At 67.6% G+C, this 25,889-nt stretch carries 27 protein-coding genes and 1 pseudogene; 14 read left to right on the top strand and 14 right to left on the bottom strand.

All coding sequences use genetic code 11. The features are described 5' to 3' along the window. Window positions 1-29: 29 nt before the first annotated feature. The 3 genes from OG470_RS21145 to OG470_RS21135 form a co-directional block, all read right to left on the bottom strand. The gene (locus OG470_RS21145) at window positions 30-905 is read right to left on the bottom strand and encodes an alpha/beta fold hydrolase (RefSeq protein WP_328414767.1); all 876 of its coding nucleotides are present in this window, start codon (window positions 903-905) and stop codon (window positions 30-32) included. 524 nt (window positions 906-1,429) lie between these two features. After that, a complete protein-coding gene (locus tag OG470_RS21140) occupies window positions 1,430-2,152 on the bottom strand; it encodes a class I SAM-dependent methyltransferase (RefSeq protein WP_328414765.1) in 723 nt (240 codons plus the stop codon). Window positions 2,153-2,371: 219 nt separating this feature from the next. Continuing rightward, window positions 2,372-3,223, bottom strand: coding sequence for a tyrosine-type recombinase/integrase (locus OG470_RS21135; protein WP_328414763.1), 852 nt, complete (start codon window positions 3,221-3,223; stop codon window positions 2,372-2,374). A gap of 438 nt (window positions 3,224-3,661) precedes the next feature. Here OG470_RS21135 and OG470_RS21130 point away from each other — a divergent pair, with 438 nt between their 5' ends. Together OG470_RS21130 and OG470_RS21125 are read left to right on the top strand one after the other, a co-directional pair. After that, window positions 3,662-4,558, top strand: coding sequence for a hypothetical protein (locus tag OG470_RS21130; RefSeq protein WP_328414761.1), 897 nt, complete (start codon window positions 3,662-3,664; stop codon window positions 4,556-4,558). Window positions 4,559-4,771: 213 nt separating this feature from the next. Then, window positions 4,772-4,975, top strand: coding sequence for a DUF1877 family protein (locus OG470_RS21125; RefSeq protein WP_328426506.1), 204 nt, complete (start codon window positions 4,772-4,774; stop codon window positions 4,973-4,975). A gap of 5 nt (window positions 4,976-4,980) precedes the next feature. On the opposite strand, the gene OG470_RS21120 is transcribed toward OG470_RS21125, so the two are convergent. After that, complete coding sequence (locus OG470_RS21120; protein ID WP_442930925.1) at window positions 4,981-5,859, bottom strand: IS5 family transposase; 879 nt, start codon at window positions 5,857-5,859, stop codon at window positions 4,981-4,983. Window positions 5,860-6,007: 148 nt separating this feature from the next. On the opposite strand from OG470_RS21120, the gene OG470_RS21115 reads away from it, so the two are divergent. Beyond that, window positions 6,008-6,328, top strand: a complete 321-nt coding sequence (locus OG470_RS21115; protein WP_328414759.1) for a DUF1877 family protein — start codon at window positions 6,008-6,010, stop codon at window positions 6,326-6,328. Window positions 6,329-6,504: 176 nt separating this feature from the next. On the opposite strand, the gene OG470_RS21110 is transcribed toward OG470_RS21115, so the two are convergent. Next, window positions 6,505-7,155: a hypothetical protein gene (locus tag OG470_RS21110; RefSeq protein WP_328414758.1), complete on the bottom strand. Its 651-nt coding sequence runs from the start codon at window positions 7,153-7,155 to the stop codon at window positions 6,505-6,507. 479 nt (window positions 7,156-7,634) lie between these two features. Between OG470_RS21110 and OG470_RS21105 the strand changes: the two genes are divergently transcribed. Both OG470_RS21105 and OG470_RS21100 read left to right on the top strand, forming a co-directional pair. Next, window positions 7,635-7,880 carry a hypothetical protein gene (locus OG470_RS21105; RefSeq protein WP_328414756.1) on the top strand — a complete coding sequence of 82 codons (246 nt, stop codon included), beginning with the start codon at window positions 7,635-7,637 and terminating at the stop codon, window positions 7,878-7,880. After that, complete coding sequence (locus tag OG470_RS21100) at window positions 7,871-8,047, top strand: hypothetical protein (protein WP_328414755.1); 177 nt, start codon at window positions 7,871-7,873, stop codon at window positions 8,045-8,047. The genes OG470_RS21105 and OG470_RS21100 overlap by 10 nt, the downstream gene beginning before the upstream one ends. Window positions 8,048-8,100: 53 nt before the next feature. Here OG470_RS21100 and OG470_RS21095 read toward each other — a convergent pair. Further along, window positions 8,101-8,821, bottom strand: a pseudogene (locus OG470_RS21095) (DUF4241 domain-containing protein). Window positions 8,822-8,891: 70 nt separating this feature from the next. Next, complete coding sequence (locus OG470_RS21090) at window positions 8,892-9,146, bottom strand: hypothetical protein (protein WP_328414753.1); 255 nt, start codon at window positions 9,144-9,146, stop codon at window positions 8,892-8,894. Between the two features lie 547 nt (window positions 9,147-9,693). Here OG470_RS21090 and OG470_RS21085 point away from each other — a divergent pair. The 5 genes from OG470_RS21085 to OG470_RS21065 all read left to right on the top strand — a co-directional run bounded on the left by OG470_RS21085 (window position 9,694) and on the right by OG470_RS21065 (window position 15,327). Beyond that, a complete protein-coding gene (locus tag OG470_RS21085; protein ID WP_328414751.1) occupies window positions 9,694-10,239 on the top strand; it encodes a hypothetical protein in 546 nt (181 codons plus the stop codon). 646 nt (window positions 10,240-10,885) lie between these two features. Next, the gene (locus tag OG470_RS21080; protein ID WP_328426504.1) at window positions 10,886-12,319 is read left to right on the top strand and encodes a pentapeptide repeat-containing protein; all 1,434 of its coding nucleotides are present in this window, start codon (window positions 10,886-10,888) and stop codon (window positions 12,317-12,319) included. Window positions 12,320-12,439: 120 nt separating this feature from the next. After that, on the top strand, window positions 12,440-13,837 hold the full coding sequence (locus OG470_RS21075; protein ID WP_442930928.1) for an IS1380 family transposase: 1,398 nt from the start codon (window positions 12,440-12,442) through the stop codon (window positions 13,835-13,837). A gap of 466 nt (window positions 13,838-14,303) precedes the next feature. Then, window positions 14,304-14,738, top strand: a complete 435-nt coding sequence (locus OG470_RS21070; protein ID WP_328414749.1) for a YunG family protein — start codon at window positions 14,304-14,306, stop codon at window positions 14,736-14,738. Window positions 14,739-14,814: 76 nt separating this feature from the next. Then, window positions 14,815-15,327, top strand: coding sequence for a polyketide cyclase (locus OG470_RS21065; protein WP_328414747.1), 513 nt, complete (start codon window positions 14,815-14,817; stop codon window positions 15,325-15,327). 146 nt (window positions 15,328-15,473) lie between these two features. On the opposite strand, the gene OG470_RS21060 is transcribed toward OG470_RS21065, so the two are convergent. Both OG470_RS21060 and OG470_RS21055 read right to left on the bottom strand, forming a co-directional pair. Continuing rightward, window positions 15,474-15,908, bottom strand: a complete 435-nt coding sequence (locus OG470_RS21060) for a GNAT family N-acetyltransferase (protein ID WP_328414745.1) — start codon at window positions 15,906-15,908, stop codon at window positions 15,474-15,476. Beyond that, window positions 15,905-16,627 (bottom strand): HAD family hydrolase, encoded by a 723-nt coding sequence (locus tag OG470_RS21055; protein WP_328414743.1) that lies wholly within the window; start codon window positions 16,625-16,627, stop codon window positions 15,905-15,907. Before OG470_RS21055 ends, OG470_RS21060 begins: the two co-directional genes overlap by 4 nt. 599 nt (window positions 16,628-17,226) lie before the next feature. Here OG470_RS21055 and OG470_RS21050 point away from each other — a divergent pair. Then, window positions 17,227-17,787, top strand: coding sequence for a GNAT family N-acetyltransferase (locus OG470_RS21050; RefSeq protein ID WP_328414741.1), 561 nt, complete (start codon window positions 17,227-17,229; stop codon window positions 17,785-17,787). A 49-nt stretch (window positions 17,788-17,836) separates the two neighbouring features. Here the strand turns inward: OG470_RS21050 and OG470_RS21045 are convergent, their stop codons facing one another. Further along, on the bottom strand, window positions 17,837-18,283 hold the full coding sequence (locus OG470_RS21045; RefSeq protein ID WP_328414739.1) for a hypothetical protein: 447 nt from the start codon (window positions 18,281-18,283) through the stop codon (window positions 17,837-17,839). Window positions 18,284-18,415: 132 nt separating this feature from the next. On the opposite strand from OG470_RS21045, the gene OG470_RS21040 reads away from it, so the two are divergent. The 3 genes from OG470_RS21040 to OG470_RS21030 all read left to right on the top strand — a co-directional run bounded on the left by OG470_RS21040 (window position 18,416) and on the right by OG470_RS21030 (window position 21,981). After that, window positions 18,416-18,871: an NUDIX domain-containing protein gene (locus tag OG470_RS21040; protein ID WP_328414736.1), complete on the top strand. Its 456-nt coding sequence runs from the start codon at window positions 18,416-18,418 to the stop codon at window positions 18,869-18,871. Window positions 18,872-19,157: 286 nt separating this feature from the next. Then, the gene (locus tag OG470_RS21035; protein WP_328414734.1) at window positions 19,158-21,083 is read left to right on the top strand and encodes a S9 family peptidase; all 1,926 of its coding nucleotides are present in this window, start codon (window positions 19,158-19,160) and stop codon (window positions 21,081-21,083) included. 238 nt (window positions 21,084-21,321) lie between these two features. Beyond that, a complete protein-coding gene (locus tag OG470_RS21030; RefSeq protein ID WP_328414732.1) occupies window positions 21,322-21,981 on the top strand; it encodes an acVLRF1 family peptidyl-tRNA hydrolase in 660 nt (219 codons plus the stop codon). Between the two features lie 310 nt (window positions 21,982-22,291). Here OG470_RS21030 and OG470_RS21025 read toward each other — a convergent pair whose 3' ends face one another. From OG470_RS21025 to OG470_RS21010, 4 genes are all read right to left on the bottom strand, one after another. Then, window positions 22,292-22,714 carry a nuclear transport factor 2 family protein gene (locus OG470_RS21025; protein ID WP_328414730.1) on the bottom strand — a complete coding sequence of 141 codons (423 nt, stop codon included), beginning with the start codon at window positions 22,712-22,714 and terminating at the stop codon, window positions 22,292-22,294. Between the two features lie 409 nt (window positions 22,715-23,123). Further along, window positions 23,124-23,492, bottom strand: a complete 369-nt coding sequence (locus tag OG470_RS21020) for a hypothetical protein (protein WP_328414728.1) — start codon at window positions 23,490-23,492, stop codon at window positions 23,124-23,126. A gap of 260 nt (window positions 23,493-23,752) precedes the next feature. Beyond that, window positions 23,753-24,388 carry a response regulator transcription factor gene (locus tag OG470_RS21015; protein ID WP_328414727.1) on the bottom strand — a complete coding sequence of 212 codons (636 nt, stop codon included), beginning with the start codon at window positions 24,386-24,388 and terminating at the stop codon, window positions 23,753-23,755. Beyond that, window positions 24,376-25,623 (bottom strand): sensor histidine kinase, encoded by a 1,248-nt coding sequence (locus OG470_RS21010; protein ID WP_328414725.1) that lies wholly within the window; start codon window positions 25,621-25,623, stop codon window positions 24,376-24,378. Before OG470_RS21010 ends, OG470_RS21015 begins: the two co-directional genes overlap by 13 nt. Window positions 25,624-25,889 lie beyond the last annotated feature (266 nt).

Here is a 25,889-nt window from a genome sequence, read left to right as displayed (position 1 = left end):
GCCTCTTGTCGGGCGGGGCTAGGTTCGGCTCAGGTCTGTTGGAGAAATTGCATGAGCTGCGCGGTGAGTTCGGCCGGCTGTTCCTCGAAGATCCAGTGGCCAGAGTCCTCGATGACGCCACCAGTTACCGTCGTGGCGTACTGCGCGACCTGGGTAGGTACCGCTTCCCCGAGGCTGGCTCGGGCGCCGAGTGCGAGAACCGGCATGGTCAGCTTCGTCTTGCCGTACTCAGCGTTGTCGGCGACATCTCGGGGCAGTGCTCGGAAGTAGTCGAAGCTGGCCCGCAGATGAGCGTCGTCTTGCAGGTACCGGGCGTACTCGCGGACATCGTCATCGCCGATGCCGGTCTTCTGGACTTCCATCGAATCGGTGAACCGATCCACCCAGAGAGCCTCGCGACCGTCCACGATCTGTTCCGGCAGGCCGTTTGGGAGGCTGAAGAAGCCGAAGTTCCAGAAACCCGGTCCCTTCGGGGTCAGTGCCGGGGCCTGGTACAGGCTCTGGTCAGGGATAGGCGCTTCCGTGAGCACGAGCTTGCGCACGCGATCGCGGTGAGCGGCGGCATACGCATACGCGACCATGGTCCCAATGTCGTGTCCGACGATGCTGACGTCGTCATCGAGGCCGAGTTGGGTGAGCAGGCCGTACACGTCGCCAGCGAGGGTCTTCTTGTCGTAGCCTCCTGCCGGGGCGTCGCTGCCGCCGGCTCCCCGAAGGTCAGGCGCGATGACCGTGTAGTGCTTGGCAAGCTCCGGCAGAACCTTGCGCCACATGTACCACGTCTGGGGATAGCCGTGCAGCAGGACCAGTGTCCTGCCCCGACCGCCCCGAACATAGTTGATCGTGACGTCGCCGACCTGCGCCGTCTGCTCCGTGAAGGAACCCGGAATCCGCTCGCCGCCCATTGCCACTCCCTCTGATGACACACGCGGTCCGTGGGCTACCCAACCCCGGGGCTCGTACACCTCCCAAGCGCCGGTGTACACCAGGGGCGTACCTGACTGGCTGGGCAACGCGATGCCCCGGAAGCGACGCGGCGGGGGCCGGGCTGAACGGATAGCCACACTCTCATCCGCACGACCGGGCGTTCTCGCGCCTGGACGCGCCATGGTCGACGGCTACCGATAGTGACGGACGCGCCAGCACTGCCGCGCCTTGCCTGCGGCAGATGGCTGCGGTTGACCGTTCTGTTTGGCTGTCCAGAGGCGCGCGGACAGCAAGGGTCGGGCCCCGCGCGTAGCCCGGGCCAGAGCCGACGAGACCAGCCATGCCCGTACCCACTGGCCAAGGCCTGTGCGTTCCGGCTGGAATGCTCACCTGGCCGGTCGTCCCTGGCAGCATCTCCTTATGGTCGAGAATCCGGCGTCGTCGCCTCCGGTGACTGGCCCGTCGCTTGGGGCGGGCGAACCACTCGATGCGCGACCGGGCATCAGTGATGGTCTGCCGGCTTACGCGCGAGGATGAGCCGGTACCGTGGGCTGCTGTCCCGGTGCCGGCCCAGGCCGGTCAAGGCGACGGCCGTCGCGGTGAAGCCAGCCGCCGTCAGTTCGTCGAGGACTGCGGGCAGCGGGCTGCTGCGGTAGTACATGACGAATGGGGGGCGCCACACGGCATTGCGGACCCGCATGGCCAGGTCGAATCCGAGCGTGGCCCAGTGCGATACCGAGGTGAGGGGCGGCGGCGCGCCGATCGCGAAGGTGAAGAGCCCGCCGGGCCGCAGTGCGCGGTACACCCCCTCGAAGAGTGCAGTCCGTTCGGTGGGCAGGAAGTGCCCGAGCGCTCCGAAGGTGACCGCGAGGTCGAAGTTCTCAGCGAAAGGCAGGGCCCGGGCGTCGGCCTGCACCCACGTGGCGTCCGGGTGTGCGCTGCGCGCCTGCGCGAGCATGCCCGCGCTGAAGTCGACGCCCGTGATCCGTCCTTGGCACAGGGGCCTGAGAACCTGCATGCCCGCACCAGTACCGCAGCAGACGTCCAGTCCCTGGCTGAACGGTCCGAGTTCGGACAGCACGTGGGCGGTCGCGCCGAGAATGCTCTCCGGGGTGCGAAAGGGCGTGTGGTCGAACTTCGGAGCCAGGAGGTCGTAGCCCCGCTGGACCGAGGACAGCGCCTGTATGCACAGTTCACGCAGAGACGGGCCTTGAGGCGAGAACACCGGCCGAGGGTACCTGCCGGACGGCGGCCCTGCCGGCTGGGGGAAGCCCGGGCAGCGTCGGCCGGAATCAAGACATTGAGGAAACGCGTACTCCACGCCCGGATCCGTTGCCCCGTCGCCGACGTCTGACCACCAGCGGGAGAACACTCACCCCAACGTCGTCGTGCACGGCTGAACGCGTCCGACCAGCGGCAGTTCGGCAAAGCCGCGAGCGGCTGGTCATGTCCCGGAGGCCATGTACGCGGCCAGGATGTAGTTGGGGTGCCGGTCGAGGTTCTTGCGGGCCCGGTCGTAGCGCATGGTGGTTCGCGGGTCGGCGTGGCGGGCGGCGATCTGCACGTCGCGCAGGCTGACGCCGGCGTCGAGCATGGTTGTCACGAACGTGTGGCGCAGCATGTGGGGATGCATCTTCGGCATCCGAAGCCCTGCTGCCTGGGCCAGGTGCTTGAGCCGGCGGGTGGTGGCGTGCCGGTCCATCCGCACGCCGAGGGTGTTGCGCAGGATCGGCCCGCCGGTGCGGTCGTCGACGGCCCGGTCGATGGCTCCGGCCACTGCAGGTGGCAGCGGGACGAGCACGACCTTGCCACCCTTGCCGCGCACGCGCAGTACCCGGTGGCCGTGCTCCTCACCCAGGTCGGCGATGCTGGCCCCGCAGGCGTCGAAGATCCGCAGGCCGAGCAGGCCCAGAAGCGCGACCAGGGCGAAGTCGTTCGGGTTGGTCGACAGCCGGGCGGTGGTGATCAGGGCTTCGAACTGCAGGTGACCCAGCCCGAGGGTCGGCGACTCGGCCGGCACCGTGGGCCGGCGAACGTAGTCGGCCGGCGAGTGGTCCAGGACGGCGTCGATGACGCAGACCCGATAGAACCCGACCACGACGGACAGGCGCCGCGAGACCGTCGAGGGCTGGTACCGGCGCACGTCCTGCAGCCAGCGCACGTACCGCTCGGTGTCCACCCGTGCCGCAGCCAGCGGGTCGAGGTCCTGGTCGGCGCACCAGCGTAGGAAGACTCGCAGGTCGGACTCGGTATGAATGCGAGTCTGGCCACGGTAGCGGCCCAGAAAGGCGGACACCGCGGCGCGAAAAAGGACCTGATCGGCAGGTACGCCACCGGAAGCGGGAGCAGGAAAGACAGCCATACATCACCGTCCCCAGCGGCGATGAACGCCAGCACGCCCGGAGCGGCAGATCCGTGCGCCGCCGACGTTGTGGCTACTCGTTCCGCAGTGTGTGACCTCGACGTTGCGATGTCAGCGTCGGGCGCCAAGCGTCGGGTCGTCCGGTGCCGATCGTGCTGGCCAACTTCGACCGCTTCGGGAACGGGAGGCGAGTCCCTGGCCGCCGGCAAATCCGTAGGGGCCACGCGCTGCGGGGTCGCTTCTGCCAGGATGGCGGCCATGTCTGAGCTGGCGCTGACGATTCCCGGGTACGAGCTGCCGGACGGTGCCCGGCTTGTCGACGGGAATGTCTTACTGGAACGGCCCGGGTTCTGGCCGGTGTACCTGACCTACATGGGCGGCGAGGTGTATGACACGTCGGCGGCGTTCGACGTACCCGAGTCCGAACGCTCTGACATGGAGCGGGCGCTTCTGGATGGGGCGCGGTGGCCGGTGTTGTCGGTGCGGCTGACGCCGGCGACTCAGCGGTGGTGGCGCTGGTTGCGCATCGTCAATCGCAACATGCCCGGCGATGGCGGGCTCGACGTGCTGGTCACCTCGGATCTGGGCGGGTCGGCTGTCCGGATCGCCGGGTTGGGCGAGTTCTACGGTCCCGCATTGTGCTGGGAAGAACTGCACGCGCTGGCCGACATGCCCGATCCGGTGCTGACCCGCGAGCAGCGGCTCTTGTTGGCATTGCCGTTCATGGGCGACGGAGTGGTGCCGGCGGATGCCCGTACGGTCGTTGCGGAGGCCTTGCGGTCCGTGGGCGCGACCGGCGACGTCGACACGCTCGTCAGTGATCTCGTGGATCCGGAGGGGTGGGGTCCGGGGATGTGGGAGATCCGGCACGGCGTACGGATGTGTCGGGCCCGGCACGCGCTGCGGCACATGCAGGACGCGTCGCTGAACGAGCTGCGGGAGGTCGATCTCGCGTTCGGTGGCCGGTTCTTTCGCAGTCGATCGGGTAGCCGGGAGTACCGGCCGCGCGCGGCGGGCCGCACGGTGCCGCGATGGCGGTTCGAGGTGGCTGAGGCCTTGGCGGACGGTGCGGGTGTGCACCTGCTGGGCCGCCTCGACGGCGAGATCCGAGACGGGGAACCGGCGAGACTCGTGGACGGTGGCGCCGACGTACCGATCGCGGCGGTTCGCGTCGGGGAGGATCCGGCGACGCGGAGGCTGGTCCTGACCATCGACGCCGAGGTGGCACCGCCGGCGCCCGGGGCGCTGATGCATCCCGTGGACGGATAGTGCATCCGTGCCTGGTGCCGGATTCCGCGGCCGAGCTGCCGCCACCTGGGCGTCCCTCTGGCCGCCGGTCGCCTGCACCGTCCTGAGCCGGCGGAACATCTGCGTGGACCGTTGCCAGCCCCGCCGCCTGGTGTGTTGTGGCTCCGTGCTGCGCCCGGACGGCCGCAGCACGGGGGAACTGTCGTAGCCGGAATTTAGGCTGGCGCCGTGAGCATGAACGGCAACTGGCTGCGCGTTTCCCCGGACGAACTGGAGCAGGCCAGGACCGACCTCGGCTGGGCCTACGAACTCGCCATGACGGAACGGGACGACAACTCCGAACGCTGGACCGCCACCGACAAGGCATGGAACGGACTCGATTTCCTACTCGACCGGCTTGGCCTCGAGATTCCGCTGGTCCTAAGGCGCGTTTCATAAGCCGGTCAGAGCCACTCGGTGATGATCGTGATGGTGAGAACGGCTTGGAAGCGGACTGCCAGCTTGTCGTAGCGGGTGGCGACGCCGCGGTGGCGTTTGAGCCGGTTGATGCCGTTCTCCACGGCGTGGCGTAGCCGGTAGAGGTCCTTGTCGAACGCGGGTGGGCGGCCACCCTTGGAGCCTTTGGCCTTGCGATGGGCGTCCTGGTCGGTCTTGCTGGGGATGCAGGCCTGGATCCCGCGTGAGCGCAGATGACTGCGGTTGCCGCGGCTGGTGTAGGCCTTGTCGGCCAAGACCAGGTCGGGGCAGGTGCGGGGTCGACCCACGCCGAGGCGGGTCACATGGATGCGGCGCAGGACGGGGATGAACTGCGGGCTGTCACCACGGTGCCCGGCGGTCACGATCAGGGAGAGGACCTTCTGTCCCTGCTCGCAGGCCAGATGAGTCTTGGTGGTCAGCCCGCCGCGCGATCGGCCCAGCGCGTGATCGGCCGGCTCGTCGTGCACCCCGCCGGGCGGCTCCTTCTGCAGATGCCCGTCGGTGCGGGCTCCGGCGGCGTGCTGGTGGGCGCGGCTGGTCATCGAGTCCACGCTCACCGTCCAACCGATCCGGCCGGTCGCGTCGCCAGCGGCTTGCAGCGCGGACAGGATCTTGTCCCAGGTTCCGTCACGCTGCCAGCGGCGGAACAGGCCGTAGACGGTGGGCCAGGGCGCGTACTCGGACGGGACGTCACGCCACGGGGCACCGATCCGGATCCGCCACCGGATCCCGTCAATGAGCTGTCGTTTCTTCCACTTCGGCGGACGACCCGTCCTCGGCACGGCAGGCAGCAACGGAGCCAGAACAGCCCACTGCCCGTCGGTCAGGTCATGCCGCCTCGTCACCGCTACGCTGGGCACGAGGTCTCCGGTATGAAGTTCTTGCTTGGTCGCAGAACCAGTTACCGGAGACCTCTTCAGCTGTCGATCACCGCCACGCGGTGACTTCGATCAGACTCCACTTTTGAAACACGCCTTAGGAGCGGAGGGATTCGTGGAACTGCCAGACGTCGAACCCGACAGCGAGGAGATGTTCGATTTCCTGGAGAACCTCGAAGACGACTGGGGCTACGGGCCGCCCTCCTATCTGACACCGGTCCAGGTAGAGGCTGCGGCCTCGCGGCTGGCCGCGCTCACCGAAGACGACCTCATCTGCGGCGTCGACCCGCTGGAGTTGAACCGGGCCGAGATCTACCCCGGAACCTGGGAAAGACCCGGCGAGCTGGCGTGGGTGGCCCACTATCTGCCAGGCGTCCGAAGCTTCTTCGCTGCAGCCGCCGAGGATGGCGACGCGGTGATCTGCTGGCTTGACTGAGCGGCGGCTCAGCCCGCCAGGGCACCCGAGTGGGTAGGACCGCGTTCACGTACAGCTACGCCGAAGGGGCATCGTGTGCCGGCTGGTGCGGGAAGCCGCAGAGCGATCGGAACCCGCGGCAGAACCCTACGGACGGTGATGGAACTTCTCATCCCGCGCGCACCGCTCGCGGCAGATCAGTGCGGCGGGCGAATACGGCCATTCGACGATCGCCAGTGCTTGAGCGCGGAATCGGTGAGCCGTCGACGTGCGGACGGCACCAGCACGAACGCGCCCGCGACCACCGTACCGATCGCCAGCGGGATCACCTGCCCGTAGGGCCAACCATCGGCGAAGATGACGTCGTTGGCGCCGGGTTCAGGGTCGTAGACGATCTGAATCCGGTCACCGGCGGCCAGCTGTGGATCGCCCCTAACGGTCTCCAGCACGCCCAACCGATCGCCATCCCGCGCCGCGACAGCGACCGTGACGAAGCTACCATCGACCTTCGTCACGACCGCCTCCGCCGTCACACCATACTGGTCGAACCGCCACCCGTCGTAGAAACTGATCGCGGTCCCCGCCAGCAGCCCGAGGAAGAACAGCCAGAGGAACACCGAACTGGCCCTCAGCAACGCCATGTCCCAATTCCACCGCATCCTGTCGTTCGCACGACGGTCGCGATGCCGGCCTCTGAGCAGCCAGTGCCAGGCGTACACAGCGGCGATCGTCATGAGTACGCCGAACAGCGCACCGCACGACACGAAGCCGATGGCCGCCTCCGGGACCGCGAACGCGGCCACGAGCACGGTCGTCCAGCACGCCACCGCGGCGGTGGTCGTGAACATCATGTAGACGTAGGGGTGCTTGCCCCACCACCCGAGGTCTGATCCTCGAACCATGAGGCCATGGTGCTGGACCTGTCAACACGGCGATCGCAGGCCACGGCAAGGGCTTCGCCGCGCACGGGGCCAGGCCACAGCAAAGGTCCAATTGGAGGACGCACCATCGGGCCTCGACGGCTGACCCTTGCGCCGCGACGTCCTTGTTGGACAACGATGATTCAAAGGGCTGCGCAGGGAAAATGGAGGCCGCCGCGAATGATTGCCGAATTTTCAGCGCACTCTCATCAGCAGTTCAGGGTGTCGGCTCGCCAAGTGAGCCGCTACCGAGCGTGACGGTTCGCCGCTGGCTACCACGCGCGGTCGGCGGATGCCAGAAGCGATGCCAGAATCCACGCCTCAGTCCTTCCGGCGATTGGGTGAGCGGGGCCGGTAGGCTGCGCCGGCCAGCATCGCCTCCGTGCATCGATGGGAAGTATCGAGTCATGGCCACGGTCTGTGTCGAAGTCACCATCGACATCCCGGAGCAGCGGGTGTGGGAGGCCGTCGCGGATGTTGGTGCGGTACACCGGCGACTGTTGCCCGGCCGGGTGGCTGATGCCCAGATCGAGGGTGACGTCCGCATCCTGACCATGCCGGACGGGTCGCGGGTCCGCGAGCTCATTCTCGCGATCGACCACACCATCCGCAGGATGGCGTACACGGTGACGGAGGGGCAACGTTGCCGTTGACCTACCACCACGCGGCGTTCCAAGTATTCGACGACGGCGATCACAGCCGGCTAGTCTGGCTGACCGATGTCCTCCCACATGCCATGATCGATGCGGTGCGGGGCCGGGTCGAGCGAGGAATCGAGGAGATGAAGGAAGTCCTCGAGTCCAACGAAGCCAAACGATAGGCGGCGCACTCTTCTCGGCACGATCGGGTGCCGGCCGCGTGGGACCCTGGCGCTCACTCGTGGGTAGGACCGCGCGACAGCGGCATGTGCGTACGCCCAATCTTGGTTGGCACGTGCCGGTGAGCTCGTCGCCTCGGGGCGCTACCGTGGAAGGCTATTCGGGCGGCACGATGGCGGAAGTCGGTAACGAAACTGGCGATGCGCCCTTCGGCGGTGCGACCTACGTAGGTTGCATATACGCCGTCGCCCCATCCCGAACCGACGACGTACACGTTGGCTCCGGTCTGTTCCTCTACTACCGCGGTGACGACGGCGTCGATCGGGTGTTCCGGGACCTGCGCCGGAATGAAAACCTCGTCGACCCTCTCGAAGTCCCACTCGCGTAATGCTTCGATGGGGACTTGGTCGGCCAGCGTCCCGGTACCCGCATCGACCGCGTACCCGAAGAAGTCCTCGTCACCGAGTGAGGCGATGTCCTGGCCTGGGAGCAGCCGGCGAGTCGTCAACCGTCAACTGCAGGGCGGTGATCCGTCGCTGCCACTCGCCGCCGTCGGCGTCCAACCCCGCCACCCAAGCCCACAGTGGGTACCGGCCGGGGGCCACCGAGTCAACGAACGGCGTGGTGTGCGCTACCAGCGGATCGCACCCCACGATCTTGCCGGTCGGCAGCACCACCGGCCCGAGTTCGTACGGCTCGACACGGTAGGTGACCCCATCGCACTCGGCGCGATACCCGGTGGCCAACACCGCATTGAGATCCGGCACGTAGGGCATGAGGCGCAGCGTATCCAGGCCACCAGCTTTGATCGAGAGCCGTATCGGACAGCTAGTCGAGGTCCCTGACCTACGATGCGGCAGATCCGTGCGGCGGTGGAAGTCGTTTCGCTGATGCTGCGACAACGTTGAAGCCGCCCAGCCCTGAGGCGTACTGCTCGACGGTCTGCAACTTGGTCAGATGGGGCAGACGCCGGTTGCGCAACTGCTCGGGAACCACAATGTCGCCAGCCGGCTGGGGCTCCAGCCCGTACAGGCCCAGCGGCCGGCTCCACTGGTACTCCGCGGCCTCGTACAGCCAGCGGGCCTTGGCCAGCTCCTCCATCGCAGGACTAGCAATGCTTGGGCCCGGCCCATACTGCCGTGTGCTGCCAGAACATCCGCGTCCTCCACCAGAGCGCACGCATTGGTCATCAGCGCCCGTCACCATTGGCGTGCGAACGAGGCAGTGACCGTCTCCGGTGATCCGTTATTTGATACAGGCTGCAGTATCCCGCCGACCCGCATTTCGCGGCGAGCGAGATAGCCACCTCGCAGCCTGGCGGGATCAGGGCAACCCCGGCCTCCGCCCCGATGCCGGTCTTCCTACGCGAGTGCGAGGACGGCCAGGACCGGCACGTCCTAGGCGAACCCGATTGAGGCCCAGTTTGGGCCGCTGCACACCTGTCCGTTCCGAACGATCCGGCGCAGGCGCTTGGAACACGGGGTGACTTGCCGGTACAGGGCTTGCGCGGCGACGGGGCCCTGGTATTCAAGACACCGTGACGGACCGTGAACTGCTCGACATAATCCATGGCACTCGGTGGATGGCCGACCTGCTTACCCTCTTCGACTTCAAGGTCGCCCGTGCCGCCGACGGACCGATCGAGCCGGTGACCCTGCCCGGCGGCGAGCCACTGGCGACGATCGCCGACGACGGATCCGGTGGATCCTTCTTACTGGTCGGTGCGGGCGCCGTGCGGCCGGTGCTCTATGTCGGCTCGGAGGGCGAGGGGGGCCTGGTCGCTACGAGTCTTCGAGACGCGCTGACCCTCGTCGTCGGCGTCTCCAGCCTGCACGACGCCACCGCGTTCCCCGTCGACGAGGACGACGGCCGGGTCCTGTGTGACTTCCTCGCCCGCGCCGCCGACGAGATCCGCAGGGACTGGCCGGAACTCGACGACGACCGTAATCGCCTGCGGGAGGCTCTCGGGCTGCCGCCAGTCGACGACGCGCTCTTGCGGTCGTTGCAGGCTGCAGCGGCGGACATCAGCTATCGGCCGATCAACGAGCGGGGCGATCGGTTCCGGCCGATGCTGGCCTGGCTAGAAGACGCCGAGGAAGCGGATCACCCGATTGTCATAGCGGCCCGAGAGCTCCGGGCGCCCTCGGCGGTCCGTCCGGATGAGCCGATGCCGGGGCAGCTTGGCTTGTTCTGACTCAGCCAGGTCACGTTCATCTAGCTCGTGGATCCGGGAACGCCCCTGCGTTCCACGTACGCACAAGAAGTAGAACGACGCCAAACCCGCCGAGCCCCTACAGGGAGTGACCTAACCACGGCATCGGCAGGCGCGGATCGCGGCAGATCCGGATGCCAAGATCGATGAGCTGGCAGCTGGGTGGCGAGCGAGCGGCGACGGATTTACAGCCCATGCGTCAAGTGGCAATGACCTGCAGCGGAAGGTTCGAGCAAGTTCTGTCCGCGTAATGTCCGAACGACTTCCTACGCCCTCGCCCACTTGGGGGAGCCGGATGTTGTCGGACCTCGGTGCAATGGACAACATGACGCGTCGATGGTCAGCAACGGCGGGTACGTGGCTGCGTGGACTATGGGATGGGTTTAAGGCGCGCTCGGGACGATGGCTGTTGCCGTTCAGCGCGCTCCTGCTCGCGGTCGGGGCGGTCGCGGTCGCACCGAGCTGGTGGGGTGCAGTCGGGCGGACCGCGATCACGTGGGCATGCCGGCACTGGCCGCCGGGGCTACTGCTCGGTGGCGGTGCGCTCGTCCTGATCTGGTGGGCGATACGGACACTGCACCGGCGCCGGTGGCCGGAGTCGGTCCGGCGGGATCGGCGGGTGCCGACGATGGTCTGGTTGCCACTTTGGGCGCACGTCGGCGGGTTGCTGGTGCTGTCGGTCGCAATCGCGGTCGGGATGGGAGCGCTGCTGTGGTGGGCGCTGGGCCCTCCGAGGCTTGAGCCGTTGCCGACGGCGCCGGGTGCGGCGGCGTGGACGGTGGCGAACACGTTCGACGCGATGAAGATTGTGTTGTCGGTGGTGGCCGGGGTCGGCGCGGTGGTGGCATTGACGGTCGCGTATCGCAAGCAGGATCAGGGCGAGGCGGCCGAGCATCGGGAAGACACGAAGCTGTACAACGAACGCTTCGGCAAGGCCGCTGATCAGCTCGGCTCGGACAAGGCTGCCGTCCGGCTGGCGGGCGTGCATGCGCTCGCCGGCCTTGCGGATGATTGGCGCGAAGGTCGGCAGACGTGCATCGACGTGCTGTGCGCCTACATCCGGATGCCGTGGCCGGAACTGCCGCCGCCTCAGGAACCGGCCGAGGCGGAATCTCCGCAGCCCGAGGACGGCACGGTCGCCGCCTCGGTCGTGACCGCACGGGAGATCGCTGAGGAACGGCAGGTACGGCACACGATCATCCGTGTGATTCGTGACCATCTCCGGCCTGGGAAGCGGGGCGATGTTGAGCGATGGCACGGACACCAGTTCGACTTCGCCGGCGCCGAGTTTCATGGCGGCAATCTCAGCGGTATCGACATCGCCAACGGCACGACGCTCGACTTTGACGGCACGACGCTCTCCGGTGGCAGCGTCAACTTCCACGGCGCAACGTTCTCCAGCGGCGCGGTCACCTTCCGCGAGGCGACGTTCTCCGGCGGCACGGTCACCTTCCGCGAGGCGACGTTCTCCGGCGGCGCGGTCACCTTCCGCGAGGCGACGTTCTCCGGCGGCACGGTCACCTTCCACGGTGCGACGTTCTCCGGCGGCACGGTGGACTTCCACGACGCGACGTTCTCCGGCGGCGCGGCCCTCTTCCGCGAGGCGACGTTCTCCGGCGGCGCGGTCGACCTCCACGACGCGACGTTCTCCGGCGGCACGGTCACGTTCTACGAGGCGACGTTCTCCGGCGGCACGGTCGACTTCCACGGTGCGACGTTTTCTGGCGGCACGGTCGACTTCCCGTACGCGTTGTTCACTGGCGGCACGGTTGACTTCCGGTACGCGAGGTTCTCTGCCGGCACGGTCACGTTCTACGAGGCGACGTTCTCCGACGGCACGGTCGACTTCCACGGTGCGACGTTTTCTGGCGGCACGGTCGACTTCCCGTACGCGTTGTTCACTGGCGGCACGGTCCACTTCCACCGCGCGACGTTCTCTGGCGGCACGGTCGACTTCGAGCTCGTTGACGAATGGTCAGTGCCGCCGATCGGGCTGCCCACCGATAGCGCTGCGGTACGGCTAGGGTCCCAGAGCGGCAGGGCCGGCGAAGTCGCGAGTTAGCCTCGGCCCTTCGTTAAGGGCTGTCCACGGGCTGGGCAGGAAACAAAGAAGTGCCTTCTGATCAGGGAAAATAGGGCTTGTCGAAGGTCCCATGTTCCTGTCACGGAAGGCACTTGCTGGGTGAAGGCTACCGGAACACGTCCGAAGATCATGGTGACCGGGGACGGGCGAGGCGTGGTCGGTCACGCCGGTGCCCGACTACTCGCCGATCTTGCCGATACGACCGGCCTGACCAGCGCCTTCAGTCAGGCACTGGCCGGCCTGCGGCAACGGCAGGGCGGACACGACCCGGGTCGGATCGCCGTGGATGTGGCGGTGATGCTGGCCGACGGCGGTGAGGCCATCGCGGATCTGGCGGTGCTGCGTGACCAGCCCGGCTTGTTCGGGCCGGTCGCCTCGGATCCGACAGCGTGGCGGCTGTTGTCGCAGCTGGACGAGCCGATGCTGGCCGAACTACGTGCCGCGCGGGCCCATGCTCGTGAGGTCGCCTGGGCCCAGCACGCCGAGACCCGCGGCGACCTGCCGCAGGTGACCGCGGCCGGCCGCCCGGTCGACGGCCTGGTCCTGGACATCGACGCGACGATCGTGATCTGCCACTCCGAGAAGGAATCCGCGACCCGCACCTGGAAGAAGACCTTCGGCTTCCACCCGTTGTTCTGTTTCCTGGACAACACCGGGGAAGCACTGTCCGGGCTGCTACGCGAGGGTCGGGCCGGATCGAACACCACCGCCGACCACATCACCGTCCTCGACCAGGCCCTCGCCCAGATCCCCGATGCCCACCGGCACGGCACCCCGATCCTGCTCCGCTCCGATTCGGCCGGTTCCAGTCACGGCTTCCTCGCCCACCTCCGTGGTCTGCGCCGGCAGCACCTGGACATCCGGTTCTCCGTCGGCGCCGCGATCACCGAGCCGCTGCGGCAAGCGATCCGCGCCGCAACCGACTGGTGTCCCGCCGTCGATGCTGGTGGTGACCTGCGGGAACACGCCGAGGTCTGTGAGATCACCGGCCTGTTCGACGCAGCCGGCTGGCCCGAGGGCACCCGGTTCCTGGTCCGCCGGGAACGCCCGCACCCCGGCGCCCAACTGTCGCTGTTCGACACCATCGAAGGCTGGCGGCACCAGGTCGTCGCCACCGACACTCCGCCCGGGCACGGCAGCATCCAGTTCCTCGAGGCCCGCCACCGCGGCCACGCCCGGGTCGAGGACCGCATCCGCTGCGGCAAAAACACCGGCTTCGGCCGGTTCCCGTCCCGCGTCTTCGCGATCAACCAGGCCTGGCTGCAACTGGCCCTGACCGGCATCGACCTACTCGCCTGGACCCAGACCCTGCTCCTGGACGGTGACCTCGCCGCAGCCGAGCCGAAGAAACTGCGTTACCGGCTGCTGCACGTCGCGGCCCGCATCACCCGCACCGCCCGACAGACCCGCCTCGCCATCGCCGCGAACTGGCCCTGGACCAACGAACTGACCAGCGCATTCAACCGCCTCGCGGCGCTACCCCAGCCCGCCGGCTGACCCCACGGCCTCACACCCCGACCAACGCACGGAGGAACCCGGCCCCGCGCCGGGCCTTCAACATGCCAGCGAACCGATGCACAGCACACAACGCCTGGCCATCGAGGAGCCACTATGAATCAGCGGCCAAGCGAAAGACGGAGGTTAGCCGACCGACTACAGTCCGCGCCCAAACCCACGACCTATCGGCTGTGGCGCAGCGCCCCGCAACGCCCACAGCACCCCCTCGGCCGCCACCCCGACGAGCGGGGCTGCGTGAACGTCGATGCGTGCGATCGACAGCATGAGTCCGTGCACGCACATCGGCAGATCAGGATGCCGAGCGGTAGCGGTCGCCGTCACGCTCCGCCACGCGCGGATCGCGGCCGTTGAGTACGCCCGGCGGTGGCGCTCTTCGGCCAACCGGGAAACCCGTGGCCCGAGGTTTACTTGACCCTCGACCCGGTCGAGGGCTCACTCTGCTTGGGTGACGTCCGGAGGCGACAAGCGAACAGACCCGCTCTTGATTAGCCTGGAATTGCTGCAGCCGATAATGCGGGCCGGCTGGGGAGCGGATACCTGCGACCCGCATGATGTGCAGGACTGGCATCCAGACAACGCAGCCCGTGGTCAATGCGGAGTGACCGCACTGATCATTCAGGACCTGCTCGGCGGAGAACTGATCCTCGGTGAAGTCTTCGCCAGAGACGCCAAGGTCGGCTACCACTATTGGAATCGGTTACCCGACGGCCGCGACGTCGACCTCACCGCTGATCAGTTCTACCTGCAGGAAGTCGTTGTCGGCGGTCAGGTGCAGCAGCGCCCGCCCGGCCCTCCCCGGCGATGTCGCCAGCAGTACGAGATCTTGCGGCATCGTGTCCTCGCCACCCTGTACGGCAGCACGGCAGAGGAACCCGCGTAGCGGTGACAGTCGACCAACAGCCACGCGCACGGTCGGCGGCAGATCCGGATGCCGGGCGTTGGTGGAGGATGGATACATGATCGGTGACCGGTGGGGCGTGACCGACAGCGAGAAATTGCGCTGCTATCCGTGCGACGAGTTCGTCGTCTCACCCGCGCTGCAGGCGTGGCGGGGTGTGCGCGTCGAGGCGTCTGCCGAAGTGGTGTGGCCGTGGGTTGCACAAGTGAGGCTGGCGCCATACTCCTATGACTGGATCGACAACCTTGGCCGTCGTTCACCTCGAGAGCTGGTAGGCCTTCCCGAGCCGCAAGTCGGAGAGAGATTCACTACTGCTGGCGGGCGGGAGCTGGGCAGAATCGTCTCGGTCGACCCGGGGAAACAGCTGACGGGCACCATCATGGGCGCCTTCATGTCCTACGTCCTCGTGCCCCAGCAGCACGACACGCGCTTGCTGCTCAAGGTCGTCATGCAGACCGCCCGTTGGGCCGCCCTCGGACTGTCCGTCGGCGACCTGATCATGGCTCGACGTCAGCTACTGAACCTGAAGCAACTCGCCGAGTGCCACCACCACCAGACGGCCAAGGATTGAGGATCAGCCTCATCGGCAGGAGCGGACGCTGGCGGGGCGCGGTCAGCGGCAAAGAGGGTGCTGCTCTTGCGGGGTCGTCCCTACCTGACACGCCCTACCGTCGATTTCGCTGGGCGCGAGCGACGCCGACCGCAGTCCGGCGTTGGCTACAGCGGCATCGCGTACACGATGAAGTCGCGGAAATCCGCAACCTGGTCGTATAGCCGGCGGGCGGTGTGGTTGTGCTGCTGGGTGTGCCAGTAGAGCCGGGTACAGCCCTGCTCGCGGGCCCATTCCTCGACGGCCCGGATCAGGGCTCGGGCGACGCCCTTGCCTCGGGCGTTCGGGGCGGTAAACAGGTCCTGGAGGTAGCAGACGTCGGGCGAGGTTGTGCTGGAGTGGACGAGGAAGTGGGCGATGCCGGCAAGCCGGCCGTCGAGCCGGGCGCCGAGCGCATGGATCCGCTTGTCTCGCTGGAACTCCCGCCAGGCATGGTCGTAGTTCTCCGCCGGCCAGGTGCGCCCGTAGAAGGCGTTGTAGCCGGAGAACAGCTCTTCCCAGGTGGGGCGGTCGTCGGATTGAAGCGGGGTGACGCTGATCAAGGGTTGTCCTTTCGGGGTGTCGTGCGGTGCGTCTGTCCTGCGGCGGTGGCGTGATCCGGCGACCCGGGTGCCGGTCCTGCGAGCAGTTCGAGGACGTCGGCAGGCCGGTGGGCCACCATGACCTCGGCCGGTGCGGGGGACGTGATGCCCCAGCGGGCGTGTATGGCCAGCAACCTGGCCGCCTCGGCACACTTGAGGTCCACCTCCGCGTCGCCGACGTACGCGGCTTCGGCGACGTCGACACCCAGGCGCTGACAGGCCAGCAATAGGCCTTCCGGTGCGGGCTTCGGTTCGGCGATGTCGTCACCACAGACGACGACCGGGAACAGTCGGTCGAGCCCGGTGGAGGCCAGTACGAGGGCCGTGGTCCGGCGGGTGGCGGCGGTGAAGATGCCGAGCTGACAGCCGGCCCGATCGAGATCGTCGGCCAGTTCGGGTACGCCGGGGAACGGTCGAACGTCCGCGACTGTCGCCGCAAAGTGCCGGTGGTAGCACTCGACGTCTTCGGCCGAGACGGGGCGGCCCAGGAGGTGGGCAAGCACGAACGGTGTGGCCCCGATGTGCCAGGTAGCGACCACAGTCGCTGGCGAGACCTCCGGCCCGCCGAGGGCGCGGATCGTGTCGACGTACACGGTGGGGGCGATCGTCATCGTGTCGACCAGGGTGCCGTCGAGGTCGAACACGACCGCGGCCAGGCCGACGCGGGGCGGCCGGGTCACGCGCGGTCCCGACAGCGGCGACGGGCAGCGGCGGCAGGGACCGTCCGGCGGTACGACGCCAGCGGCTTGGCGCGGGCCCGTCCCGCGAGATGCTGGTCACCGTCGAGACCCACACCGCGCATGCTTCCCACGAGGAACACTCGGTCATCGTCGTCACCATCGGCCACACCGCCAAGGTCCAGTCCTGACGAGGTGGCATGTCTGCTGGCTCAGCCCTCTCGCGCTCGGGTCGGGCCGGGCTGGTGGCGATGAGGAGGCAGCTGTCGACCGGGAAGTGGCGGAGTTAGCTGCGTTTGAGGTAGTCGCCCCGAAGCCTCGGTGAGCTGGTCTCCGCTCGTGCCGATGACTCTCGGCTTCCTGGCGCTACCACCGGTCCCAGATCATGATCGACTGCTGACGCGGTGCACTCTTCTCGGCATGTCCGGACGGCAACCGGGCCAGCTCGGCGTGACGCTGCGTAGGGCGCGGATCGCGGCATGAGCGTGCGTCCTGTGCTGCCGAGGACACGGGGCGGGGGCCACCAGATAGTGCGCCATGTCGGGGCGGGCGGACCGATATTCGGGCGTCTCGCCGGGATGCGTCCACTAGCGTCCCGCCTCATGGAGAACACCACCGTACGCACCGAACGCCTCGAGCTTCGCCCGGTGCGGGACGAGGACGTCGACCGGATCCTGGAGTACCGCAACCTGCCGCAGGCCACGCGCTGGCTACTCCGCACGCAGGTCGACCCTGCATCCTTCCGCGCGGCATGGCGACGCGCGGCCGCAGACCCCGACGACCACAGCATGGCGGCCACGCTCAACGGCGTGGTGATCGGAACCGTCTCGCTCGACGTCGTCGACGGCATGGGTCAACCCGGCATGCCACCACGGACCGAGGCCCAGCTCGGCTACATCTTCGATCCAGCCTACGGCGGAAATGGCTACGCGACCGAGGCGGTCACCGCGGTGGTGGCGCACGCATTCGACCGGCTGGGCATTCGGAGAATCACCGCTGGCTGCTTCGCGGACAACCTCGCCTCGGTGCGAATCCTCGAAAAGGTCGGCATGCGTCGTGAGCAGCACGGCGTCGGCGATTCCTGGCACGCCGAACTGGGCTGGGTGGACGGCTACACCTACGCCCTCCTCGCCGAGACATGGCATCGAGAGGCAGCACCGTAGGAGCAGCCGAAGATTCTCAGGCCGGCATGAAGCCCTGGCCAGAATGTTCTCAGTGGGACCCAGCTCGGTAGTACCTGTCGAGGAAAGCTGCGTATTGTCCGTGGTCGTACGCCTCCTCCACCCACGTGATCACATCGAGGATCTCTCGGGCTTCCTCGGTGCATACGGTGGTGAGATACTCCTTGGTCCTGGCGACGCCCGCCCCCAGCATCAGTTCCGCGTCGATGGTGCCGGCCGCGTCCATACTGGTGCCGCGAGCGCGGTGAACCAACAGCGCGTCCTCGACGGCGCCGACGTGCCACAGCTGGACGGCGCACATCCGCATCAACTGCGTGTTGCCGGGTACGGTGCCCGTTCCAGAGTAGGTCTCCGCCTCGCGCCGGGCTTCGCGCACGAGGACATCCCGCACGATCGAGACCTGGTCAGCGCCGACCCGCACACCGTAGGCGGCCAGGTGCTGGTCAGCGTCCCGCTCGTACTGGTCATAGATGCCCATCCCCATGCACCGTGTGTAGCAGGAGCCAAGCGCTTCGGCCAGACAGCGCTCCCGAACCGCGGCAGAGCCGGATGTCTGCGCGTGCCCTCTGGCTGGAGCGAGCTTGTCCTATCCCTGTGCTCTAATCCCGTCATGCATGTCGTCGTCTGCGGCGCACTCGTGGAGAACGGCGCGGTCCTGCTGGTACACCGCAGCCCGACCCGCCGGGCATACCCGGATCTCTGGGACCTGCCCGGGGGGCACGTCGAAGCGGGTGAGTCGGAACTACAAGCCCTCGCGCGTGAGATGCACGAGGAGCTAGGGGTTCACATTGTGGCGGAGTCCTCGTCACGGTTGGGCGACCTGCATGCCGGCAGTGGCGAGGACGCCGTCCACGTGGGCGTCTGGCAAATCAGAGACTGGGTCGGCTCTCCCACCAACCGTGCACCTGAGGAGCATGACGACATCGAATGGGTCGGGATCAGCGAGCTGGGCGGCCTTCCCCTCGTGTTTGGCGCCCTGCCGGCATTGCTTCGTTCCCTGCCTGAGCCTGACCGGCTGCCTCGTCGCGACGAGGCACGGACAACCGCATCGCCGAGCGGCCCGTAGATCCATCGCTGCTCGGCACTTCCGTCCGGTTGAATCCCCTGCATCCGGTCATCGGCATGATGGGACGCCCAAGCCGGCTACCTTCGGCTACAGCCAGTGACGGGCCCTTCAACGACCGGCGGGCGCGGTCGGCGGCAGATGTGCGAACCCGATCAAGCAGCCAGATCGTCTCCTCCTGGCGTTGTTGTCGAGATCGGGACAGCCCCTGGGAGGGCGCCGCAGCCATGCTGCGGAGGCGTTGCGGCAGCGGTTGGTCGCCGTGGTGGTTGATCGTTACTGTGCATCGGTGGCCCGTACACAGCTCACCGCCGAGTTGGTGGTTGACGGTCGTGTTCCGCGCGCATTGGCGCTGTCGCCGGACGGCAAGTGGGTCGCCTACGTGGTCGCCCCGGTCGGACGGGCTGGTGATCACCCCGTTAGCGAACTCTGGGTCGCCGCCACCGACGGGACCGGGTCGCCGCGACGATTAACTTCGGGTGAGGCGCACGATTCGGCGCCGCGGTGGGCCGCGGATTCGCTGCTGGTCTACTTTCTCTCCGACCGGGCCGAGCGTGGCACGGCGCAAGTACACCGGGTCGGGCTGGTCGACGGTGTCGTGGAGGCGGTCACGTCCTGGGCCGGTGGGGTGTCCGGGCACCTCCCGCTGGCCGATGCCGACCTGGTCATCGTGATCGCAGCCGATGAACCGTCCGCTGAGGACCAACGTCGGGGCAGGGAGCGTGACGACGCTCGGGTGTGGGGTGAACGCGTACGCCCGGACCGGCTGCGGCTGCTCGACGTACGGAGCCGCGAGATCCGGACACCGGATGCGTTCGGCGATCGCCATGTCGTCGAGGTGGCCCAGCGGCCCGACGATGGAATGCTGGCGGTCCTCACCTGGTCGACCCCCGACGTGGACCCGGGCCTGGTCAAGCCCGGTCTCCACCTCCTCGACCCGGACAGCGGCGTGACGCGGGACCTCGGCCCGGCCGCGGCGGACGCGTCGTCGCTCGTCTGGTGGTCCGCCGACGACGGCTGGCACCTGGCATATGTCGCGAAGACCCCGCCCGCTCTGGTGGGCGGACACGCGGTTCTCGATGTCGTCGTACCGGTGAGCGGGCCGGTGGGCGCGCACCGTAACCTGACCGCCGGCACGACCGGCTGCCCGAGCAACCTGGTCCAGGTCGACACCGGTCCGCCGCTGGCGCTGGTCGCCGACGGGCTCGATACCGCGATCCACCGGCTCGATCCGGTCGGGCCCACCCTCGTCGAGCTGTCCCGGGTCGACGGCCTCGCGACGTCGTTGACCACAAACCGGCACGGTGACGCCGTCGCGGCGGTCGTCAGCACGTCCTACGAGCCCGGAAACGTCCACGCCGGCCCCACTTGCGGGCCGCTGACGAGGCTGACCGACCTCAGGCCCGAACTCCGCGACATCCGGTGGGGTGTCCAGGAACGCCTGTCATACGAGGCATCCGACGGGCTGGCCCTCGACGGCCTGCTGATCCTGCCCGCCGGCCGGTCCCACAAGGACGGGCCCTTTCCACTGGTGACACTGGTCCACGGCGGCCCGTACCACCGGCACGCCGACCGGCTCATGCTCGGCTGGGACCCGTCCGGCCAGTGGCTGGCGACCGCCGGCTACGCCGTGTTCCTGCCGAACCCGCGCGGCGGCAAAGGGCACGGCCACGACTTCGCGGTGCGCGTCGCCGGCGCGGTCGGCCTCGACGAGTGGACCGACATCTGCGCCGGCATCGACCTGCTCATCGCCGACGGCGTCGCCAACCCCGACCGGCTGGGCATAGGCGGCTGGAGCCACGGCGGCTTCATGGCCGCCTGGGCGGTCGGCCAGACCAACCGGTTCAAGGCCGCCGTGATGGGAGCCGGCATCAGCGACTGGGGAATGCTCGCCGCAACCGGAGAACAGGAGCCGTTCGAGTCCGCCCTCGGCGGCAGCAGCGGCTGGGAAGGAACAGGTCCACACCGCCACGACCGGCTCAGCCCAATCTCGTACGCCTCCAAGATCCGCACGCCGGTGCTGATCCTGCACGGCGAGAACGACACCAACGTCCCGGTATCACAGGCGGCGTTCTTCCACCGCGCGCTACGCAGGTTCGGAGTCGAGCACCAGTACGTCGTATATCCCCGAGAGAACCACTCGATCCGCGAACGCAACCACCAACTCGACGTACTCCGCCGCACCCGCGCATGGTTCGACCGGTGGCTCGGATGACCGCCACGACCGCCACGACCGATGCGGCTGACCGCGGCAGCTAGGGCACCTATTCCAGATACAGAGCGGCAAGCCGCGGCAGGCGTTACCGCAGTTGCTGATCGGCGTCGAGGTTCCACAGCAGCCACGCACTCATCTCGGCAGAACCGGGCATCAGCTGGGCTGTGTTCGATGGCGCGACCCGCTTCATGTGAGCATGGTGGGTGCAGGCCGGCCGTTCCCGATAGGTGGTGTTCACGTGGTGAAGGCGCGACCCGCCGCGGGTGGCGGGCGGTGGGTGGAAATCTCACCGGAGCGGATTCGTGGTTGGCTCGACGGCTTCTACAGCCGCCACGACGGCGCCACCGAGCAGGGCCTCGTGTTGACCGGCGTGAGCAACGGTGATACCGCCACGCTGTATCCGCCGCCGGGGCTTGCCGACGCGCAGGATGTCGACACGCTGCTGGCCCGCATCATCCGACCGCCCCGGATCGCCGTGCTGCTGGCCCGAAAGGGCGCGGTTGCCGCCGGCGTCGCGGACGGTACGACCATCACCGTCTCGAAGGTCGAGCGCTTCTACGTGCAGGGTCGCACCGCGGCCGGCGGTTCCTCGCAGCAGCGCTACGCACGTCGCCGCGCCAACCAGGCCCAGGCTGCTACTCAGCGGGCTGCGGGCATCGCCGCGCGGATCATGCTGCCCCACGCGCCCGGTGTTATCGCCGACCCTCACGATGCAGTCAGTGCCCTGGTCTGTGGCGGCGACCGGTCGATGATCGACGCGGTGCTGACAGACCGGCGTCTGTCGCCACTGGCGCTACTGCGTCATCCACACCTGCTCGAATCCGCCGAGCCCCGTCTGGCCATCCTGGAGGATGCGGCGGTTACGGCCAGACGGATCCGCGTCCATCTGATGCCGTGACCACGATCAGGTCCAGCAGGTCGGACCTGTACGCGATGTCCCGTAACCCGCCCGCTCTGCGGCATGAGAGTAACGTCGCGGCATTACGGACGACATCGCGTTACGGCTAGACCAGGCGACCGCCGAGGGAGGATGTTCGGCATGGAGGCATGGGCGGAAACACAACGCCGCCCTCATCTGCCTCGCCCGACGCCGCGTCGACGTCCTGCACGCCATGCTCCGCGACAAGACGACCTACCACGCCCGCCCCGCCGCTGGTTGACAAAACCCATAGGGACAGCCCCGGACTGGGGGAAGGAACGGGCTGCGCTTACCGCGTGCGGCCGGTGAGCTGCTGGTAAACCTCGAACGCGTTGCGCTCGACACGGTTCCAAAGCAGCATGCCGTCCTCGCGTACCGCCCAGACGGCAGTACCGCATATCTCGAGCGGCGCGCCGTCAGGGGCGGTTCCGAACACGCCGTTGTTGTTGCCGGTTAAGCAGAAGATAGATGCCACGCGCGAACCGTCGTGGTTCTCGAACGACTCGATGATCTTGAAATCGAGGTTGTCGATGACCGCGCTGAAGCTCCGCACCCACTCCTTGAAGCGGGCGCGCGACTCGATGCGCTTGCCACCGGAGATGAGGACGAAGTCCTCCACCACGAGGCCGTCGATGGCGTCGTAGTCCTGCGGCGCCTGCCAAACACGCGCCCAGAAGTTATGCACGGCGTCGATACCGGAACGCTTGGTCATGCTGTTCAGCCCTTCACAATCGGAGAAGCCCGCAGACGGAGCAATGCTTGAAACCCGTAGATGACTTTGAGAGGGGCGTACCTTCCAGGGATAACCGCTGCAGGTATCAGGCAAGGCCGCGTGCCAACGCGGCTCGGGAAGGTACGCCCGTGCTTACGGTAGTCAACCCGGCGACGCCTGGAGCCCGGGATCCGGGGTTGAGGAAGACCGGTACAGGAATTAGCGGTAAGGGTGATCTTGCGGGTGGGCAGCGGACGTGGAGATGTGACACAGAATGTTGCCGAGTCGCACGCCGCGACGCCACGGCGTGGCGCAGGTCGCGGAGGGTTGATCACCGGCTCTGTGGCAGAGAATAAGCAATTCTGTGGCACACGATGACTCTCTCTCCTCGGTCCGGGCCAGCAACCGGTCAATCCAGTGGTTCGAGATCGTCGTCGCCTTCATGTTCGTCCTTACCGCTAATTCCTGTACCATCCCTCCTCAACCCCGGAAAAGTCGCGCTAGACCTGCGCAGCCCTGGTCGAGCCGCCTGCTTCAACACACCTTCGTTTCTTGAAAATCGCCCGCCGGGCGTGAAACCGGCCGGAACGCCGTCGAAAACGATGTCGTACTCCTCGCGGCTGCCGTTGCGCATCGACGCTGCCTCGTCGGCGCCCCCTGCACGGTCGTACGTGTAGTAGTCGCCCCCGATGATTGTGTCGTGCATCGCCAATGCCTTGCACCGCTGCCGCAACACGTCGATGGTAGGCAACTGCGCGGCGATGTCGTAGGCCGTCACATCGGAACCGTATGCCCCGACGATCACCGAATGTCCGCACTCTTCTCGGCAAGACCGAGTGCTGCCTTGATTGACCAACGGTGACGCTGCGTGACGCGCGGTCGGCGGCATGAGCGTGCGTTTCGAGGCAATGGCTGAGGGGTGACTTGCCAGTCAGGGGGCGTAGCTTCCTCGGCTCACACGCCAGGCTGGCTCCTTAGAACAGGAGTCATGGTCTATGTGAAACGGGCGGGGTTCCCAGATGCTGCCGTCGGGCCGGTTTACTGGTCGAGGTAGGTCAAAACGGCGAGTACGCGGCGGTGGCCGCTGCCTGATGGTGGTAAGCCGAGTTTGGCGAAGAGCGTGTTGATGTGGTTGCTGACCGACTTTTCGGTGATGACCATGTGTTCGGCGATCGCGGCGTTGGTGCGCCCCTCGGCCATCAGGCGGAGCACGTCCCGCTCTCGTGCGGTGAGCGCGGCCAGGGTGTCGCGCTGGTGTAGCAGTTGGGCGACGACCTCTGGGTCCATGACCGTCCCGCCGGCGGCGACCTGACGGATCGCGTCGATGAACTGCCGTACGTCGCCGACCCGGTCCTTGAGGAGGTATCCGACCGCACCGGCGCGGTCGGAGAGCAGTTCACGGGCGTAGAGGCGTTCGACGTACTGGGAGAGGATCAGGACGGGCAGGCCGGGTATCTCGGCGCGGGCGGCGGTGGCGGCGCGTAGCCCTTCGTCGGTGAAGGTGGGCGGTAGGCGCACGTCGACCACGGCGACGTCTGGCCGGAGCGAGACGAGCGCCTCGATCAGTTGTGAACCGTCGTCGATGGCGGCCACCACGTCGAAACCGTACGCGGTCAACATCCGGGTCAGCCCGTCGCGCAGCAGTAGTTGGTCTTCGGCGATCAGGACGCGCATGGCAGTTCCATGTCCAGCAGGGTAGGCCCGCCCAGGGGGCTGGTGATGTGGAGGGTTCCGTCGAAGGCGGACAACCTCCGTTGGATGCCACGCAGTCCGGTGCCGCGTGACGGGTCGGCGCCGCCGTGACCGTTGTCGCCGACGGTGATGTGCAGCAGGTTCCCCTGGTCGGTGACGGTGACCTGGATGTGCTGGGCGCCGCTGTGCCGCAGGGCGTTGCCGAGCGACTCGGCGATGACGAAGTACGCCGCAGACTCCACCGGCGCGGCCAGCCGTCGGTCGAGTCGCAGATCCAGCTCGATCGTGATGCCGCTGGTCAGCTTCAGTGCCAGGGCCTGGACCGCCCCGGTCAGGCCCCGATCGGCCAGCACCGGCGGATGGATGCCGCGTACCAGGTCGCGGAGTTCCGTGAGGGCGGCGCCGACGCTGGCCTTCGCCTCGGCCATCAGGGTCTTGGCGCCGGCCGGGTCGGCGTCGATGACGTCCTCGGCCATGCCGAGGTTCATGGTTGCCGCGACGAGGCGTACCTGTGCGCCGTCATGCAGATCTCGCTCGACGCGGCGTAGTTCTACGGCGGAGGCGTCAACGGCAGCGGCCCTGGTGGCGGTCAACCGGTCCACCCGGGCGGAGAGCCGAGCGGTGGACGTGGGTCCCAGCAGCGCGCTCGCCAGCCGGGCCTGACCGGTGAGGAGGTGCCGGGGCAGGCGGTAGGCGAGCACCACCAACCCGACGCCGACCGGCACCATCAGCCAGGTCAACGGCCCGGACCTGCCGGTGATCTCCAGCACTACGGGATCGAAGTTCGCACGGGTCGGCAGCAGCGCCCGCAGCAACGGCGCGAACAGGCACTGCACGGCCCCCAGCCATAGTCCGATCGCCAGCGTCACACTCAGCAGAGCCACCGGGAACTGGCACAGTATCCAGGCGAGATCGCGCCAGGTGGCCGGCTCGCCGATCAACGTCCGGGTCCGGGCAAGTACGCCCTTGGGTAACGGTGCGTAGGGGGACGGCACCGATTCACCCAGCGCAGCGGCGGCCCGGTGGCGTTGCAGATCGGCCAGTCGACGGGTCAGCCACACCACGCCGACGAAGAGCAGGATGCCCAGGCCCGCCGCAAGGCTCGACGGCACCGAGGCCAGCGTCAGGAACAGGAGGAACGGCGCGGCCAGCCCGATGGCCGTACCGGCGAGCAACTGTCCGAGTTCGTTGGCCCCGCGTATAAGTTTCTGCCGCATTTTGATAATTCTTTCAGTCGTATTCGCGGGCGCCAGGTCGGACGTCCCTTACCGAACAGAGATCAACACTATTTGCCGTGCCGGTCGGAGTCGATGAGGCAGATACCCCGATCCGTTCAGGTGCCTGCACCCCTTCGACCTCAGGTGCGGCGGCCCTGGTCCGTGTCGGGCGAGCAGGCGAGTCTGAATGCCGCGAATGGCGCGCCGCCGGACGCGTCCAACAATCTGAAGAGGATGGCTGCAATGCGGCACACAACGGCTCGTAC

Origin of the sequence: Micromonospora sp. NBC_00389, assembly GCF_036059255.1 — a bacterium.
Classification (GTDB): domain Bacteria; phylum Actinomycetota; class Actinomycetes; order Mycobacteriales; family Micromonosporaceae; genus Micromonospora.
The sequence above is the reverse complement of the archived record's forward strand: the minus strand, read 5'-3'. Positions and strand labels throughout refer to the sequence as shown.

Bases quoted from the DNA above. Each gene is read 5' to 3' on its own strand.
- OG470_RS21145 (WP_328414767.1), bottom strand. From the start codon at position 905: ATGGGCGGCGAGCGGATTCCGGGTTCCTTCACGGAGCAGACGGCGCAG.
- OG470_RS21130 (WP_328414761.1), top strand. From the start codon at position 3,662: ATGGGCGGCGAGGTGTATGACACGTCGGCGGCGTTCGACGTACCCGAG.
- OG470_RS21125 (WP_328426506.1), top strand. From the start codon at position 4,772: ATGAACGGCAACTGGCTGCGCGTTTCCCCGGACGAACTGGAGCAGGCC.
- OG470_RS21110 (WP_328414758.1), bottom strand. From the start codon at position 7,155: ATGTTCACGACCACCGCCGCGGTGGCGTGCTGGACGACCGTGCTCGTG.
- OG470_RS21105 (WP_328414756.1), top strand. From the start codon at position 7,635: ATGGCCACGGTCTGTGTCGAAGTCACCATCGACATCCCGGAGCAGCGG.
- OG470_RS21090 (WP_328414753.1), bottom strand. From the start codon at position 9,146: ATGGAGGAGCTGGCCAAGGCCCGCTGGCTGTACGAGGCCGCGGAGTAC.
- OG470_RS21080 (WP_328426504.1), top strand. From the start codon at position 10,886: ATGGTCTGGTTGCCACTTTGGGCGCACGTCGGCGGGTTGCTGGTGCTG.
- OG470_RS21065 (WP_328414747.1), top strand. From the start codon at position 14,815: ATGATCGGTGACCGGTGGGGCGTGACCGACAGCGAGAAATTGCGCTGC.
- OG470_RS21050 (WP_328414741.1), top strand. From the start codon at position 17,227: ATGGAGAACACCACCGTACGCACCGAACGCCTCGAGCTTCGCCCGGTG.
- OG470_RS21045 (WP_328414739.1), bottom strand. From the start codon at position 18,283: ATGGGCATCTATGACCAGTACGAGCGGGACGCTGACCAGCACCTGGCC.
- OG470_RS21040 (WP_328414736.1), top strand. From the start codon at position 18,416: ATGCATGTCGTCGTCTGCGGCGCACTCGTGGAGAACGGCGCGGTCCTG.
- OG470_RS21025 (WP_328414730.1), bottom strand. From the start codon at position 22,714: ATGACCAAGCGTTCCGGTATCGACGCCGTGCATAACTTCTGGGCGCGT.
- OG470_RS21015 (WP_328414727.1), bottom strand. From the start codon at position 24,388: ATGCGCGTCCTGATCGCCGAAGACCAACTACTGCTGCGCGACGGGCTG.
- OG470_RS21010 (WP_328414725.1), bottom strand. From the start codon at position 25,623: ATGCGGCAGAAACTTATACGCGGGGCCAACGAACTCGGACAGTTGCTC.